Raw genomic sequence first — 16827 nt, 5'->3', positions numbered from 1 at the left:
TATAGCGCAATTGACATTTCGAATATGTAAAAAGGATGAATCATTATTTCTCCTAATTTAATTTTACATCCGACATTCCGATTTGTCAATGCTTTTTTTTGGGGTCCTAATAAATGGAAAAGGGAGTGGACTCATTCATGGATAAAACCGTTGAATGGAAGTTGGAAGAGGAAAGATTAGTGCAGGTAAGGAGCAAGCTTCAGGCAAGACTCGACGAGCTTGAACCGAAGGTTGAAGGACTGCATGAACAGGCTGCCGAAATTCGTAAACGGTTTTGGGAAGAAGTGACGATTAACACGGGTTCATACACGGACTTTGAAGATGCATTCTATACCATTAATCAGCAATCCAGAGTGTTGGCCGAGAGGGAGCGCGGGCACAAGCTGTTAACACAGCAATGGAAAAATACAAAGAGACTGCTTCCAACACCTTATTTTGGTCGCTTTGATTATAAGGAAAAAGGCATGACATTTACCGAACAGATCTACATCGGTGTATCTTCCTTCATGGATGAAGATGGATTGAGCTTTCTAATCTATGACTGGCGTACGCCAATTGCGAGTTTGTATTATGATCACTCTCCCGGGCCAGCAAGTTATGACACTCCTTCAGGACAGATCGAGGGTAAGATGGAGCTCAAGCGTCAATTCAAGATCCAACACGGGCAGCTTCTTAGCATGTTTGACTCAAATGAGACGATCGGTGACGAATTGTTACAGCAAGTACTCGCCAAAGGTGCAGACTCACAAATGAAAAGCATTGTAGCAACCATCCAGAAGGAACAAAATGCCATTATCCGTGATGACCGAAGCCGAATGCTCATCGTTCAGGGGGCAGCTGGCAGTGGCAAGACGTCCGCTGCGTTACAGCGAGTGGCCTACTTGTTATATAAACACCGCCAGACTGTTAAAGCAGATCAGATTGTACTTTTCTCGCCGAATCCGATGTTTACCAGTTATACCTCCACCGTACTCCCGGAACTTGGCGAAGAGAACATGCAGCAGACCACTTTTCAGGAATATCTGAATTATTGGCTGGATTCCTCCTTACGACCAGAGGATGCCTTTGATCAGATTGAATATGTGCTGACAGCCCAGGGAGATCCAGGATATGAAGCTCGTATGGAGGCGATCAAGTATAAAGCTTCGGAGACATTCCTTCAAGTGCTCCAAAACTACGGTAAGTGGTTGGGAGGAGAGGGGATGCTGTTCAATGGGATTCGATTTCGGGAACGTGAGTTCATCACTGCAGACCGAATCAAGATCAAGTTTTACAGTTTGGATCAAAATCTGACACTGTCCAACCGAATTCTTCTTGTGCAGGAATGGCTGCTGAGAGAACTCATTACGCTGGAACGTCTGGAACGAGAAGCAGACTGGGTTCAGGAGGAGTTGAATTATCTGGACACCGATGAGTATGTGGAAGCTTACGGTATGCTTCACAAAGAAAAGCCTGTGTTCGATGTCGCGGAAAAGTATGCAGCACGGGATAACGGTAATAACAGCGCAGAGCAAGATGAGGGTGCATTTAACTTTGCAGTGCGGGAAGAGGAATTGCTTCGTCAGAAACTGGTGAAAAACATGTTTAAACCTTTAAGAAAGAGTGTGCGGAAATTCCAGTTCGTGGATGTGAAAGGTATATATGAACAACTATTTGCAGATGAAGCCGCTTATCGGGAACGAACGAATGGGGCAATCCCCCCGCAGCATTGGGCTGAGATATGCAAACAAACCAAAGAGATAATCCTCCAGAACAAGCTTTTCCATGAGGATGCTACTCCTTACCTATATGTAAAAGAATTGATCGAGGGCGTTCGGACGAATAGAGAGATTCGTTATGTCTTCGTGGACGAAGGTCAGGATTATTCGGCGTTTCAATACGAATATCTCAAGAAACTGTTCCCTCGTGCTCGCATGACCGTACTGGGGGATTTCGGGCAGGCAATCTTTATGCAGGCTACGGAGTTAGCAGCGTCCAACTCGCCATTGATCCACCTTTATGGAGAAGCTGAAACCACGTTGATACGCCTGGTACGCAGTTATCGTTCAACCCAAGAGATTGTTGAATTCACGAGACACATGTTGCCAGGGGGAGAAGAGATTAGACCGTTTGAAAGGAGAGATCAGAAGCCTCTTTTAACAAGATTGAAGGACGAGAAGCAGCGTGGTGCGCGTATTCTGGCAGACATCACTGCGCTTAAGGCAGAGGGGTTCGATTCCATCGCTGTAATAACGAAGACCGCGGCTGAAAGCCAGGAAGCCCATGAAAGGTTACAAAGTCAAGGAGGCGAAGGGTTACAACTCATAACGAAGGATACACAGATTTTTGAAAAAGGAATCATGGTTATTCCTGTGTACCTCGCGAAAGGCGTCGAGTTCGATGCTGTCCTGGTCTATGATGCTTCACCAGAAGCTTACAGCCAGGAATATGATCGTAAACTTCTATATACGGCCTGCACACGGGCCATGCACCGACTTCATCTCTACACGACGAACGAGTGGTCACCGTTTGTGCAGGCGTTACCTGCGAATCTGTATGACACCTATCAAAAATAATAATCGTGAAGGCGTTAAACGTTGTTGTAAAAAGGTGTAGCAAAACAGACAAAGAAAAGACCCGCCGATTAAGGTGGGTCTTTTCTTTGTCTATCGTTATGCATTTTTAAAATGCCTAATGAATTTTCTCAAATTCTTTCACGTATTAAAGTTCTGCGAGAATATAAGGTTTAACCTTTTACTGCACCGGCAGTAAGGCCGCTGACAATATATTTTTGCCCGAATAGATACAGGATGAATACAGGCAACGAAGTGAGCACGAGATTGGCGAAGATCAGGTTCCAGTCCCGACTATATTTGCCGTAGAAATTGTAAATTGATAGTGGCATTGTCCATGTGGAGCTGTCTGTCAGGAAGTACACCGGAATCGTAATGTCATTCCATACGGACATGAATACCATGATTGCTACCGTTGCGTTAACGGGCAGGATGAGCGGTGTGACGATGCGGAAGAACACGCCGAACACACTTGCTCCTTCCAGAAAAGCCACTTCGTCCAACGCTCGTGGAATGGTTTTGATAAATCCACTATACAAGAAGACACTGAAGGCTGTATTTAACGCGGCATAGATCAGGATAACACTTGTGATGCTGCCGTAGAATCCCAATCCCTGTACAACACGAATGGTCGTAATAATCGACATTGGTGCAATCAGTCCCATGAAGAAATACATGTAGATCGTGCCGGATAGTTTGGTTTCCCGACGTGCCAGAATGAATGCCGCTGCCGAAGAAGCAACGATATTAATGATGGAAGATACGCCAGTAATCAAAATACTGTTGAAGAATGCTCGCGACAGACCGCCTTCCTGGAAGACACGAACATAGTTCGAGAACTGCCATGTTTCCGGGAAACTCAGGGAGAAGCTGAGCACTTCGGCGCTGGTTTTGAATGAACCAAAGATCAGAATGACAAGCGGCAACAGAACGATAAGAGAGGCCAGAATCAGGAAGCCTTCCACGATATAGTTGCGAATGGCGAGTTTGCGTGTATAGCCCATGTTATTCCGTAACCTCCTTACGCCGCATGAAGATCAATAGCGGTATAGCGATAATGGTAACGACTACGAACAGAAGGGTGTTGACCGCCGTTCCAAGTCCCCAGTTGCCTTCGCCGAAAGATCGCAGAATGATCGTACCTACGACCTGGGAAGCGTTACCCGGGCCACCACCGGTCATGACATATACTTCGGAGAATACTTTGAGTCCACCGATTAATGTCAGCATCAGGTTAATGTTAATAGCCGGCAGCAAGAGTGGCAGTGTGATTTTGAAAAAACTTCTCCACGAACTTGCTCCATCGATCTTGGCGGCTTCGTAATACTCCTGGGAAATGGACTGCAGACCAGCCAGATAGATGGCCATCTGGAACCCGGCGCTCTGCCAGATGGAGACGATGGCAATCGTCCAGATTACAATCGATGGGTTGGTTAGCCAAGCTTGGCTTAACGAATGTAATCCTACAGATTCCAACAAATTGTTGATGGTACCTTCGGTACGCAACATGGGAGTGAACAGAATGCTGATCACGAGTATGCTGAGAATGGAAGGGGAGTAGAAGATCGCACGCAGCAGGTTCTTTGTTCTTAATCGCATGTTAAGTCCAACGGCCAGCAATAGGCCGATGACATTCTTGCCAACGACAGTGACAATCGCAAATATCGCCGTGTTTTTCAGCGCCAGAATCAACGTTTTGTCTGAGAAAATTTTCTCGAAATTATCCCACCCGATAAACTTCAACTCCAGCCGGTCCAACCGCCAATCCGTGAATGAGTAATAAAATGCGGCAAGAGCGGGCACAACGAAAAAGATGGAGTAGATAATCAGTGCGGGAAATATCATGTAATACGAGTACAGATTTTTAGTCCTTTTCATGTCTCACACTCCGTTATAGCTAGGCAGCATAACGTTCGATCATGTTATGCTGCCTTATATTTCACTCTTTAGAAACCTTCTACGCCTTTATCCTGCATCAGCTGACTGAACTTCTCATCCCAGGATTTCAGCACTTCTTCTGGTGACAATCCACCAGCGAATTGATCCTGCAACAATCGGTACAATTCACTGCGATCAACCAGCATGTATGCATCCGTTGTTAGCACGGTTTTCTTCGGCGTAATGTAATTGTCTACAATATCCTGTTTGTATGCCGGCAGTTCCGGTGTAGTAACGTCACTGAAATTGGATACGTATCCTTTGGAATCCACGATCTGTTGTGCGACATCTTTGGAAGCGATATAGTCCAGGAACTGCTTCGCCTCATCCAAATGTTTGGATTTCTTCGGAATGAACAGTTGTCCGCCGAGTGGACTTGCACCGAGACTGGCATTATCCGACGATGGAATCGGGAATACGCCCAGTTCCATATTTGGATCTTGCTCGGCCACGCCTTCAATTAACCAATCGCCCATAAACATCATGGCTACTTCCTTGTTTAGGAATTTACCTACTGCCATGTCATAGCTGTCGCTAAGTACATCGGTGTTGGTGTATCCCTTGGTGTACACTTCATACTGTTGTTCCAGAAATGTTTTGAATTCGGGAATATCGGACCATTTTTTCTTGTTACTATTCAACTCATCAAAAAACGTCGGATCATTTTTGGCTACAAAGTCGGCAAAAGCTGCAGCGGGCCAGATGTTGGCAGCCCAGGCATCTTTGTAAGGCATGAATACAGGTGTAATGCCACTTGCTTTGATTTTTTCACAGATGGCCAGGAATTCTTCGTAGTTCGTTGGGATCGACAAACCGAGTTCTTCAAAGATTTGTTTGTTGTAAACAACCCCTTGCATCCCTGTATCCTGACTAACATGGAAGCTGTAGAGATGACCACCGGAAGAGAGAACGTCCTTGTTCACAATTCTGCTTGCCCAAGGCTCGTTGTCCAGAATCTCGAAGTTACGTTCAAGGTTCAGATCCGTGACAGCACTCGCCAGATTGTATTGAATGATATCAGGTGTTTCATCTACAGCCAGTTTGGTTTGCAGTACTGTCGTCGTTTGTTCCGCTGGAATCAGCTGCAAATTGACGCGAATGTTCGTTTGTTTTTCAAATGCATCGAGAATGTCCTGCTGGATGAAGGCAGAGTCCTGAGAACTTTTAGAGATCGCCAGCTCCAATGTGACTTTGCCACTCTTGCTGTCCCCGCCAGCAGCTGTACCTGAATCCGTATCCCCTGAACCACAAGCGGTTAATGAGATGGATAATAAACTGGCCAGAATAATGGAAATCGCCTTTTTTCTTTTTATTGTTTTCAATGCAAATCCCCCTCTAAAACGTGTAGTGAATCCGTTTACAAGTCCGATTATAGATTCTTTTCTCTCCCCGGTACATGTCTGTGCTTGAACGTTGATGTGTAAAATCCTGAACTTGAAATCGCTATCATTTCATGGAGTACCGTGATAGAGTAGGCATCAATGTAAGGGATTTCACATCATGTCAGAACAGGAGGGCATCTCGAATAATGGCAAAGTTCATACATAAAACCACCCAATTCAGTTTGCAAACGAAGGTGTTTTTGACGTTTCTGGCTCTGCTTTTGTTTGTGCTGGGCTGTTTTATCGTTTATGTGAATGTGATCGTTGTCCGCCCGCTCAAATTGAAAACGGAGCAGGATACGCTCGTGACCGCTACGAAGGTAAGAGAGCAAGTGGACCTCTACGTGGAGCAGCAGAACCAGATGTCGCAGCGAATATTATCCAGCAAAAATATTTTTGCGGCCATGGACAAGAGCTCCTCAGCACATAGTAATTATGAAAGACTGAAACAGATTCGGATCATTAAAGACATCATGTTCCAGGCCATCGGGCCGAGCATGAATATCAAGGACATGTCCATCTATGACAATCACGGCGTTCTCCTGACGTCGTATCTGGGTTCGGGTAATCCGCCCGCCATCCTGAACACCATGATGGAGAGTAGTCAAGTCGGACGAGATTGGACGGAGAGTGGTTTTGTTCTGCTGCGCCAAGTCGATACCATTTCCTTTGTTCGTACGATCAATGATCAGAATGGCAAGGTGTACGGTTATCTTAGCATTCAGATGGAACAAGCTTATATACAGAACCTAACGGAAGGCATTACAGCAGGGGATGTCTATATTCTGAATGAACAAGGAGAGCAGATGACAGGCACGGAAGCGGGTGTGACATTTGCCAATTGGATGAAGCCTGCATTAGACGAGGGATTAGATGTCGACAAAGACGACAATTATGTCACACATTCTACGTCACCGAGTACAGGTTGGATTACATACATCATAACGCCCAAAAAATCTGTTCTAGGCTCGATCCATTCGGTTCAGACGATGTCCATCCTGCTGATTACAGCACTGATGCTGGTTTCGTTCGTGTATATCTTCCTGTCGACGCGTAATCTGCTGCTGCCTATCCGCAAGCTACGCAGCCAGATCTGGCGCATGAACTACAGCAATATGAATCTGAAAGTGGATGAAACGCCGAAAAATAACGATCTATTGTTGCTGAATGAAGCCTTTCAGGATCTGATGGAGAGGCTTCAACAATCCATTGACCGGGAAAAATCGGCGCTTCATGAAGAAGTAAAGGCGCGTAATTCTGCGCTGCAAGCCCAGATCGCACCTCATTTTATTCATAATGTTCTATATCTGATCAGTATTGCCGCCCAAGAGGGGAAGACCAAAGTTGTATCTGATATGTGTAAACATCTCTCGGACAGTCTGCGTTATATTGTCTCTTCACCATACGCGCATGTGACTTTGGCTGAGGAGCTTCAACATACGAGACATTACCTGTCCCTTGTACAACAAAAGTACGAGGAGGATCTGGAATGGGACATCTGTGCTGACGAGCTGGCGAACGAAATCCGGTTGCCACGGTTGGTCATTCAGCCGTTTGTGGAAAACTGCATTGAACATGCCTTTGCCAACACCGCGCCGCCTTGGCATATCCGGATTACCGTGAAGCAATATAACGGATTATGGGCTTTGGAGATCAAGGATAACGGAGAGGGGTTTCCACCAGATAAGATCCAGGAGATTATAGCCAATATTCAGGCATCGGGCTCCGGAATGAACCAGACTGCCGACCGTGCCACAGCCCTTGGTAATATGGGGATTATCAACAGTGTTAATCGACTCAAACTAATGTATAACAACCGGCTCTTTATTAATATTTTCAACAATCATTCGGAAGAGCAACATGGAGCAACGATTCAAATCATCGGCTCACTGACAAAGGATTTTTACTAGGGCGTGTATGAAAACTCCGAAGCAAGCAGATTTGAGACACGACCTGACTAGGAGGCAAAGGCGATGTATAATGCGATGATCGTAGAGGATAGCAAACCGATATTACGTAATATTAAAATGCTCTTGGAAACGCTGAGCTTCCCGATTCGTGTAGCGGCTACGGCAACGAATGGAGAGGAGGCTTTGGCGGCGATAAAGCAGTCATCGATTGATCTGTTGTTGACGGATATTCGAATGCCAAAAATGGATGGACTGTCCCTGATTGAGCAAGCCAAGCTTGCCAACCCGGATCTGAAGGTCATTCTAATTAGCGGGTACAGCGATTTTGAATACACAAGAAAAGCATTGAACCTGCAAGTGTTTGACTATTTGCTAAAACCTGTCGAGCGAGAAGCGCTTGAAGAAGTCATGGGCCGGGTAATTGACCAACTTGATCAACAGATGTCCAAGGAACTGCTGGATTTGCAGGAAATCATTCATCCCCAATGTGAGACTGCGCTGAAACAAGGGGAGGATTTTCCGCCCTTATTCAGCCAGATGATGATTATTATGAGTAAACAACCCTTCACCGCAGGGCATGAACGATGGGTGCAGGTGGAGCTTGAGGCTATCATGCAGAATTTTTTTACATTCTATTCTTGTCGTGTGTACACCAGTCAAACCTCATATCAATTTATCGCTTTTGTCAACAAAAGTGCACTTGAGGTGTACTCTTCCGTACATGAATGTCTTGAAGCGTTGCGACGGCATTTGGTTGCGCATGACATCGATGCGATCATTGGAGGACAACTCCTATTCGCTGAGTCTGGTAATCTGCCTGAGCTCTATCACCGCATGTCGTCCATTATGTCTGAGCAGGAACGGTTGAAGCAAGGAATAGTGTTGGATACCGGGAATCCGGTGTCGATGGCCAGATCCGAGTCAGGCTGTCTGGATCCGGTGCTGGAATCTGTTTTTGTACAGATGATACAGGCCAGGCAGAAAGAACGGTTTGCTCTTAAGCTATCTGAATTGTTGAATCGATGGGCAGAGGATAATGTACATATGACCGAGGTGGAGCGGTTTATTGGATTGATCGTAGACACGTTTGCCTATCTGTACGAGGAACAGGGTTCGGGCATGAGATTGGGGTTGGAGCTTCGGGCAAAACAATTTGTCCAGGCACAGTCCTATGCCGATTTTTGCCGGGAACTAACGGAATGGACGGGACAGTGTTTCGATATGCTGCAATCCCACGTTCGTAAAAGCAAGGCGATACTGTTCGAACAGATTGACGATTACGTAAAACTAAATAAATACTCTCCCTTGTCGATCAACGACATTGCCATGAAGTTTCACGTCAGCCCGTCTTATGTCAGCAGAGTGATCAAACATGCAACACAAATTACATTTGTTCAGTATTACACCCAGCTTCGCATTCAGGAAGCCTGCAGACTGATGGAAAGCCAACCAGACATGAAGTTTAAGGAAGTATCCGATTTGCTATCGTTTAGCGATCAACACTATTTCTCGAAGGTGTTCAAAGAGTATACGGGGCTAAGTCCTACGGAATATAAACAACAGATGCCTGGTATAAAGAACCAATCATAGCTAACAAACCCTTTTTATTTATGCTATAATACGAAACAAATACGGCTTGTTACTGAATTCATTCAGGCAATACCTATGTATATACATGCTCAAAGTTTCTTTGGGTGTGTACATATATGGGTTTTTTTGCGTTTACTTGCCGGTTGATTTTACTAAAAATGAATACAGAGAGGAAGATTCACTTTGGAAAAAGAAAAGAAAAAAAGGTCATTTTATAAGAAAGGAGGAGCCAGTTTACGATTAATGAGTACTAGACTCATTGCAGCTTTCCTTGCGGTGCTTATTATCCCAACTGCACTAATCGGTTATTTCTCGTATCATAGTGCCAAAGATCAGGTGCAACAAAAAATGACAGATCCCATCAATACAATTTTAACGATGACAGGACAGCATATTAACAATCTGGTAGGGGAAAAAGCAGAATTATTGAGTTATATAGACAGTATGTATGGTTCCCTTCCCAGTCAGGCGAATACCGAAGCGGTACAAGTAGGAATTGAGCAATTAGCTGATACATATCCTGATATTCTTGCTATAACTGTGGGTAACGACCAAGGTGATTTCATATCATCTCCAGCAGTAGAGGATGCAACATATGATCCGCGCAGCACAGAATGGTATACCAATGGTGAAAGTAAGAATGGATCACTCTATTTTTCGAGCATTATGAGTGATCCGGTATCCGGGAAGATTTATGTAGAAATTTCAAAGGCTCTTTCAAATCAACAAGGTGTAGCAAGTATTAAACTTGATCTGGAGCGATTAGCAAATGAAATATCGATTGTGGATGTCGGAGGTAATGGGAGCCTGATTGTGGTTGACGCCAATCGAACAATCGCGGCTTGGTCCGGTGCCATTGTAAAAGGTGGGGGAGGAGAACTCGGCGGAGCGCTCATCGAAGGAATTCCAGTGCATCCGAATACGGCTTCAAGTTCCGATGAACCGATGGCATTTTCCCAATTTGTCAGAACGGATCTGGCGTATGATCTGGAGGTATATAACGGTGTTAATGCTTTGACGGGTTGGAATGTCATTGCTTTGATGGGGCATGAAGACTTCATCGCCGCAGCGAAACCCATCATGGTATCGAGTCTAACCGTCATTGCTGTATCGGTATTGATTGCCGGAGTTATTATTTTCTTCATTCTGAGATCGTTTATTGTACCCATGCAAAAACTGCGAAAGGCCACTCGCAGCGTAAGCGAAGGGAATCTGTCCGAACGGGTTAATCTTAAAACTGAAAATGAATTTGGCATATTGGCCAATGATTTTGACCAGATGACCATTTCCCTTCAATCGGTGGTTGCCGAACTTCATCAGACGTCATCGTTGTTAAGTCACTCTTCCCAGATGATTCAGGAGAGTACAGAACAAACTACCCAATCGGTTCAACATGTGGCGGAAACCATGCACCAGACTGCGGAGTCAGCTATCGTTGGGCGGAAAATTCGGAACAAACCGCGAATGCCGTAGAAGAGATGGCGAGAGGCATCAGTACAATTGCAGAATCTGCGAGTGCCATCGTTGATTCCGCTGAAGAGACGGAGCGCGCTGTTGCTAATGGAGGGAAAACCATTAACCAGGTCGGAGAACAAATGGAACATATTCTCGGAGCTGTTGAAGAAACCTCGGCATTGATTAATGAGCTGTCCAGTCTGTCCGCCGAAGCCAATCGAATGAATGAAGCGATTGCGGATATCTCTCGGCAAACCAACCTTCTGTCACTGAATGCCTCTATTGAAGCATCAAGAGCAGGAGAACACGGTAAAGGTTTTGCTGTTGTTGCTGGTGAGGTGCGCACGTTATCCATGCAATCCAAACAAAGTGCGGACGACATTGGCGCTACCATTGGCAAAATGCTCGATCTGATTGCCAAATCCACCTCCCTTATGAATGATAAAGTACGCAATCAAGTTGGTGAGGGAATGCGGATCAGTCAAGAAGCTTCTGCAACCATATCCAACATTGAACAATATACAACTCATATCGTGGATCAAATTCAGGATATATCCGCTGTCTCCGAACAGTTGTCAGCCAGTACGGAAGAAGTCTCGGCTACCGTTGCCGCGATGAGTCATATCTCTAAAGTGTCGGCTGATAGCGCTCAGACAACTTCAGCAGCAGCCCAAGAGCAAATGGCGGCAATGGAGGAGATATCTGCATCTTCTGCACAGCTATCCAAAACAGCTGAGAATATGCAAGTACTTGTTCGCCGGTTTAAGCTCTAGAGTAGAAGTAAGTAAGCGTGAAACGAAACGTGTTAAGCAAAAGGCGTTCCCCAAAGGGAGCGTCTTTTGTGCGCTGAGCTTAGAGAGAGGAGTAGGAATGTGATCACTCATCCTCAACATATCCTTTCTAGCATTCCGGATGAAACGGGTTCGCAGACAATAGAGGTAGGATAATGCAATAATTCAGTGAATTTATATATGAAGAGATCTGATAAAATGAATGAAGAGCTGGGAGGTAAAGCCATGAAAAAGCCCATGATCGGTGTACTGCCTTTATATGATACTGACAAAAAAAGTTACTGGATGCTTCCGGATTATATGAACGCAATAGAGGGAGCAGGTGGGATTCCGATTATGCTACCTTTGACAACGGATACCGAGATTATAGGAACATTGGCTAATGAATTCGATGGCTTCCTGTTCACCGGGGGACATGATCTCAATCCTGAGCTGTATCATGAGCATGCAGAGGTCACCTGTGGAGAGTTATGTATTGAACGCGATATGATGGAGTCGGTATTATTACAAAAGGTAATTGAGCTTGATAAACCTGCCTTTGGCATATGCCGTGGACTACAACTATTTAACGTTATTTTGGGTGGTACGTTGTATCAAGATATTCCGACTAGCCTTCAACTTCATGTGAACAAGATCGTTCAGCATAAGCAAAGTCCGCCGTATACGAATCTTGTACATGATGTACATATTGAGAAGAATAATATCCTATACGATATTTTGCAAACAGATACGATAAAAGTAAACAGCTATCACCATCAAGGGATCAAGATGTTATCGGATAAATTAACGGCGGTGGCAGTCGCTGAAGATGGACTCGTCGAATCCGTGGTCATGCCGAACCGTTCATTTGTTTTGGCTGTGCAGTGGCATCCAGAGTACAGCTACAAAGTAGATGACTCTAGTCAAAAGTTATTTGCGGCGTTCGTTAATGCTTCTCAATCCCCGCGATATAATGTCCATATTGAAGATATCACTGCATAATTTGGAGCAGAAAAAAAGACCTCCTGTTTATAAAACAGAGGAGGTCTTTGTATTGGTGAATCTAGTCGTGATGAGTAATCCTGGTATTACCATTGTAGTGGACTGATTATTTTAATCCAGACTTCGTGTTGGCATGCTCTTCAGCATGAAGGGAAGCAATTAGCTTCTCGCCTTCAACATCCAAGTTTGGCAGAATGCGATCCAGCCATTTCGGAAGGGCCCAAGCTTTGTCTCCGAAAATAGCCATGATGGCTGGGACCAATCCCATTCGAATGATGAAAGCATCAATCAGAATGCCTACCGCCAAGGTGAAACCAATCTGCTTGATCATGACATCATCGGTGAAGATAAATCCTGCAAATACAGAGACCATGATCACTGCTGCGGCAACAACCACGCGACTGACCTGATTGTACCCATGAACAACGGATTCGGTCCCGCGATGACCGTGGACATATGATTCCCGCATGGAGCTAACAAGGAAGACTTGATAGTCCATCGCGAGGCCATACAAGATACCTGTCACGATGATCGGCATAAAGCTCAGCAACGGTCCGCCGGTATCGAAACCAAAGAGCGAATGCAGCCAGCCCCATTGGAATACAGCAGTCGTAATCCCGAATGTAGCCAGGATACTAAGCAGGAAGCCAATTGTAGCTTTGATAGGAACGATGATCGAACGGAATACGAGTAACAGGATGATCAGCGACAGCAGGATTATAATGCCTACATAAATAGGGAATACCTGCGCCAATTTGGCAGACATATCAATGTTAACAGCCGTAAGACCCGTAACCCCAAGCTTCACATCATTGTTCTGTGCGATACTCGAATCAGCCGAGCGCAGATCACTGACCATTGTTTTAGTGAGCGTGTCGTTAGGACCTGTTTTTGGAATGAGACTAAAGATAGCCAAATCTTCTGTCATACCGAGCGGTGTAACCTGTGCTACGTTATTCTGACCTTGCAGCTCCATCATCAGACCACCCAAGAGTTCCGGCGTGACTCTTGCGGAAGATTGATTAGGCTCTGCGACCAGAATAAGTGGTCCGTTGAATCCTTCTCCGAAGCCTTCCGAGATAGCATCATAGCTCTGTCTTGCGTCCGTATCGAGATTCGCTGAGGAAGCGCCAGGGATACCCATTTCCATTTTGGTGATAGGTGTCGCGGCAAAAACAAGAATAACGATGATGGCGATAATGGTAGCCCAACGATTCTTGATAATGAATTTCACCCATCTATCCGCAACTCCGTGACTAGCGGCTTTAGGATGTTTCGTGCTTTTCTCACGAGCTTTGGCGGAACAGATGCGTTCTCCTACCAATCCCAGTAAAGCCGGCAACAGGGTTAAAGCAACGAATACGTTGATGAGTACGGTGGCTGCTGCAACCAAAGCCATCGTAGACAAGAATGTGAGACCAATGACGAGCATACCGCATAGTGCAATAATGACGGTTAACCCGGCAAAAAATACTGCGCTGCCCGATGTACCAATGGCTCTGGCTGTTGCTTCTTTTGCGCTCAAGCCTTGATCAATGATCATTCGACGTTGGCGATTAACAATGAAGAGAGCGTAATCGATTCCAACAGCCAATCCAACCATGAGAGCCAGAACGGAAGTGACACTTGGCATTTCGATGAATTTGGAGATTGAGAATGCTCCACCTACTCCGATCGCAACACCCAGGAGTGCAGTGATCAGAGGTAGACCTGCTGCAACGACGGAGCCGAGGGTGATCAGCAATACTATTACAGCAATGACCAGTCCAACAATCTCTGCGGAGCCGACCCCAATCGATACCGCTTTGAGCGTTTCGCCTGGCAAGACCGTAATGTTGGTTCCTTTCTCTACCGTCATAACGGATTGAATAACGGAATCAAATATATCCTGCGTTATGGCAGACTGCTCGATTGTAAATTGGAACTGGAACAGTGCGATACTGCCGTCTGAAGAGATCAGCATACCAGGTACAGGAACACCATCCACCATCAAAGGTCCGTAGGGAGGAGGCGTGGTTGTTGCGGATTGAGCCGCACCCGCAGACTGAGCATTCTGAGCCATCTCAGCAGAAGCCATTGAATTACTCGCTTCAGCTGCATAATCGGCAGGGTTAAGGACTTTGTCTAATGCGTAAACTTCATTAACACCTTTCATCATGGCAGCCAAACGTTCGGGCGTATCTAAACGTTCGTTGTCCGGTGCCTTGAACACAACACTTCCTTGACCGCCGGAGGCGGCTGGCAATTCTTTTGCCAATTGATCCAGAACCTTCTGCGACTCAGTGCCTTCAATCTTCATTTCAGAACTGATGTGAATACCATTGATACTGATCATGGAGATGACAATTCCCAGAATCAATACCCAGCCAATGATGAAGTAGGCAGGTTTGCTAAAAGCGGTTTTCCCCACTCTGTATAATAATGTAGACATTTATCTATTTTACACTCCCTCTATGATGAATGTGGATGGTTGGCATGTTCGAATCCTGCCCGCAAATGACTAAACGTCGTTTCCAAAAATTGATCGAAGGTGATAGCACCGGGCTTGGTATCTTCAGTAATGACTTGTCCGGGCAGCAACACATTGAGTCTTCCATCAATTAATGGCAGTATTGTTCCATATAGTGCGTTGATCAGAAGATAAGTATAGATCTCGTCATACTTCCCGTTGGATAAGTCTAATAAGGTATCTTGTGCCTGCGTCTGCATCCGGTGCATGGCTCCGAGGTAATGAGGTTCAAGCACGGGATAGGTCTGGGATAGCGATAGTAGCTGATGAAGTCTTCCAATTAGTTCTGTTGTAAGTTGCATCTTGATCAGGTTATACAGCACGTCTAACAAGGAGGCATTATCAGGCATTTCGGTAAGTAACTCTTCGAGTTCCGTTGTATTCTGAACGGATATTGCGCCTCTTGCTACCGCTTCTTCTTTACATGTGAAGTAATTAGCAAATGTTCTACGTGAACAACCCACCTGATGCACGATATCTTCGACCGTAAAGCCATCAAGCCCATGTTCAAGGGTTAGTTCAAATGCAGCACTAGCAAGTGCTTTTTCAGTTGCTTCTTTCTTCAAATGTCGCAAGTTTCGTTTGATCATTATTCTCCGCTTATGCGTTCACCTCCCACACCATGACTATGGTTTAATTCTTTTAAGAAGAGCACACTTACTGAATATGCACTTTGTTAGGTTTATCATAGCAACAAGTTGCCCAATGTGCAAATTTACCCATTGTGCAATTATTTTGTATGACGGTTATACTACGAATCAATGCTTCAACTCCTGAGGAATTGAATGTTATAATCAATAGAAAAACTTGGGGCGATAACGAGATATGAGTAGTCGTAAACAAAGTTTATTGGAAACAGCACTTGCACTATTTTTAGAGCATAGCTATGCAAATACAACAATCCAGATGATCCTGGATCAATCAGGTGTATCCAAAGGTACATTCTACAAATTCTTCAGTTCGAAAGAAGACTGTTTATATTCGATTATTGATCAGCGTATGCAGGAGGATGTTTTCATTCGCAAGGAACTTGAACAAAATCATTATACTTCGGATTATGCTCTGCTTGTTGATCAGATTGCCATTCCCATGTCTGGACCTGACAAAGAGCGAGTGTGGGAATTGTATTGGACTGGTTTTTACGCCGGAGAGATCAACTCAGCGAAACTGGCTAAAGTGCATCTAAACTGGCTGTCTACACGCTTGATTCAGGTGTATGGAAAAGACATCAGCTTATATGCCAACGAAGGTGCAATATTGTGTTATGGCATACTACATCAGATTGCCAACACCTCAAGAAGTCTAAATACGCAAAAACCGGTTTGGAGCGAAGTTGTTCCAAAAGTATTAACGTACATCGAAGTGATATTAAGAACAATGCACCAAAGAAATGAACATATTTTTGACGTTCAGTCTCTTTATTTTCTGAATGCCGATGAGCATAACCGTGATCATGGTCTCGATATCAACAAGCTGTTGGAGGAATTGGATGAGTTCAACAAGATTGTTCAAAAATCCAAGGAATCTACATCATTAAAGCAACTTTCCAAGGGACTTTTGGCGTTATTACAGGATAAAGAGGATTTAAATATTCCTGTAATCGAAGTTGTCCTTCAAGCATTTCACAAAGAGTACAAATCAAGTGCATTTCACTCCGAAGCCAATAGACTAACCGAAGCCTGTTGGTGGTATTTGGAACTTGTGAAGCACCATAATTAA

12 protein-coding genes are annotated in these 16827 nt (G+C 44.9%); 7 read left to right on the top strand and 5 right to left on the bottom strand.

The features are described 5' to 3' along the window. Positions 1-137: 137 nt before the first annotated feature. Complete coding sequence (helD, locus tag AB4111_RS02025) at positions 138-2555, top strand: RNA polymerase recycling motor HelD (RefSeq protein ID WP_442030036.1); 2418 nt, start codon at positions 138-140, stop codon at positions 2553-2555. A 170-nt stretch (positions 2556-2725) separates the two neighbouring features. On the opposite strand, the gene AB4111_RS02020 is transcribed toward helD, so the two are convergent. The 3 genes from AB4111_RS02020 to AB4111_RS02010 all read right to left on the bottom strand — a co-directional run bounded on the left by AB4111_RS02020 (position 2726) and on the right by AB4111_RS02010 (position 5812). Continuing rightward, positions 2726-3556, bottom strand: a complete 831-nt coding sequence (locus tag AB4111_RS02020; protein WP_017688542.1) for a carbohydrate ABC transporter permease — start codon at positions 3554-3556, stop codon at positions 2726-2728. A gap of 1 nt (position 3557) precedes the next feature. Beyond that, positions 3558-4430, bottom strand: coding sequence for a carbohydrate ABC transporter permease (locus AB4111_RS02015; protein WP_062834362.1), 873 nt, complete (start codon positions 4428-4430; stop codon positions 3558-3560). A gap of 68 nt (positions 4431-4498) precedes the next feature. Next, positions 4499-5812, bottom strand: coding sequence for an ABC transporter substrate-binding protein (locus AB4111_RS02010; protein ID WP_253435486.1), 1314 nt, complete (start codon positions 5810-5812; stop codon positions 4499-4501). A gap of 206 nt (positions 5813-6018) precedes the next feature. Between AB4111_RS02010 and AB4111_RS02005 the strand changes: the two genes are divergently transcribed. The 5 genes from AB4111_RS02005 to AB4111_RS01985 all read left to right on the top strand — a co-directional run bounded on the left by AB4111_RS02005 (position 6019) and on the right by AB4111_RS01985 (position 12599). Next, entirely contained in the window at positions 6019-7782 is a 1764-nt protein-coding gene (locus AB4111_RS02005) for a sensor histidine kinase (protein WP_442030032.1), read from the top strand. Between the two features lie 63 nt (positions 7783-7845). Next, positions 7846-9372, top strand: coding sequence for a response regulator transcription factor (locus AB4111_RS02000; protein ID WP_442030030.1), 1527 nt, complete (start codon positions 7846-7848; stop codon positions 9370-9372). 243 nt (positions 9373-9615) lie between these two features. Continuing rightward, on the top strand, positions 9616-10845 hold the full coding sequence (locus AB4111_RS01995) for a HAMP domain-containing protein (protein ID WP_442030028.1): 1230 nt from the start codon (positions 9616-9618) through the stop codon (positions 10843-10845). Between the two features lie 5 nt (positions 10846-10850). Further along, positions 10851-11600 (top strand): methyl-accepting chemotaxis protein, encoded by a 750-nt coding sequence (locus AB4111_RS01990; RefSeq protein WP_442030026.1) that lies wholly within the window; start codon positions 10851-10853, stop codon positions 11598-11600. Between the two features lie 243 nt (positions 11601-11843). After that, positions 11844-12599: a gamma-glutamyl-gamma-aminobutyrate hydrolase family protein gene (locus AB4111_RS01985; RefSeq protein WP_442030024.1), complete on the top strand. Its 756-nt coding sequence runs from the start codon at positions 11844-11846 to the stop codon at positions 12597-12599. A gap of 106 nt (positions 12600-12705) precedes the next feature. Here the strand turns inward: AB4111_RS01985 and AB4111_RS01980 are convergent, their stop codons facing one another. Next, positions 12706-15030, bottom strand: a complete 2325-nt coding sequence (locus AB4111_RS01980) for an MMPL family transporter (protein ID WP_442030022.1) — start codon at positions 15028-15030, stop codon at positions 12706-12708. A gap of 20 nt (positions 15031-15050) precedes the next feature. Continuing rightward, the gene (locus AB4111_RS01975; RefSeq protein ID WP_442030020.1) at positions 15051-15698 is read right to left on the bottom strand and encodes a TetR/AcrR family transcriptional regulator; all 648 of its coding nucleotides are present in this window, start codon (positions 15696-15698) and stop codon (positions 15051-15053) included. 235 nt (positions 15699-15933) lie between these two features. On the opposite strand from AB4111_RS01975, the gene AB4111_RS01970 reads away from it, so the two are divergent. Beyond that, positions 15934-16827, top strand: a complete 894-nt coding sequence (locus AB4111_RS01970) for a TetR/AcrR family transcriptional regulator (protein WP_442030018.1) — start codon at positions 15934-15936, stop codon at positions 16825-16827.

Origin of the sequence: Paenibacillus sp. 2KB_22 (assembly GCF_052115745.1) — a bacterium.
Taxonomy (GTDB): domain Bacteria; phylum Bacillota; class Bacilli; order Paenibacillales; family Paenibacillaceae; genus Paenibacillus.
Note: the sequence above shows the minus strand (reverse complement) of the source record. Positions and strands in the feature narration are given on the sequence as shown.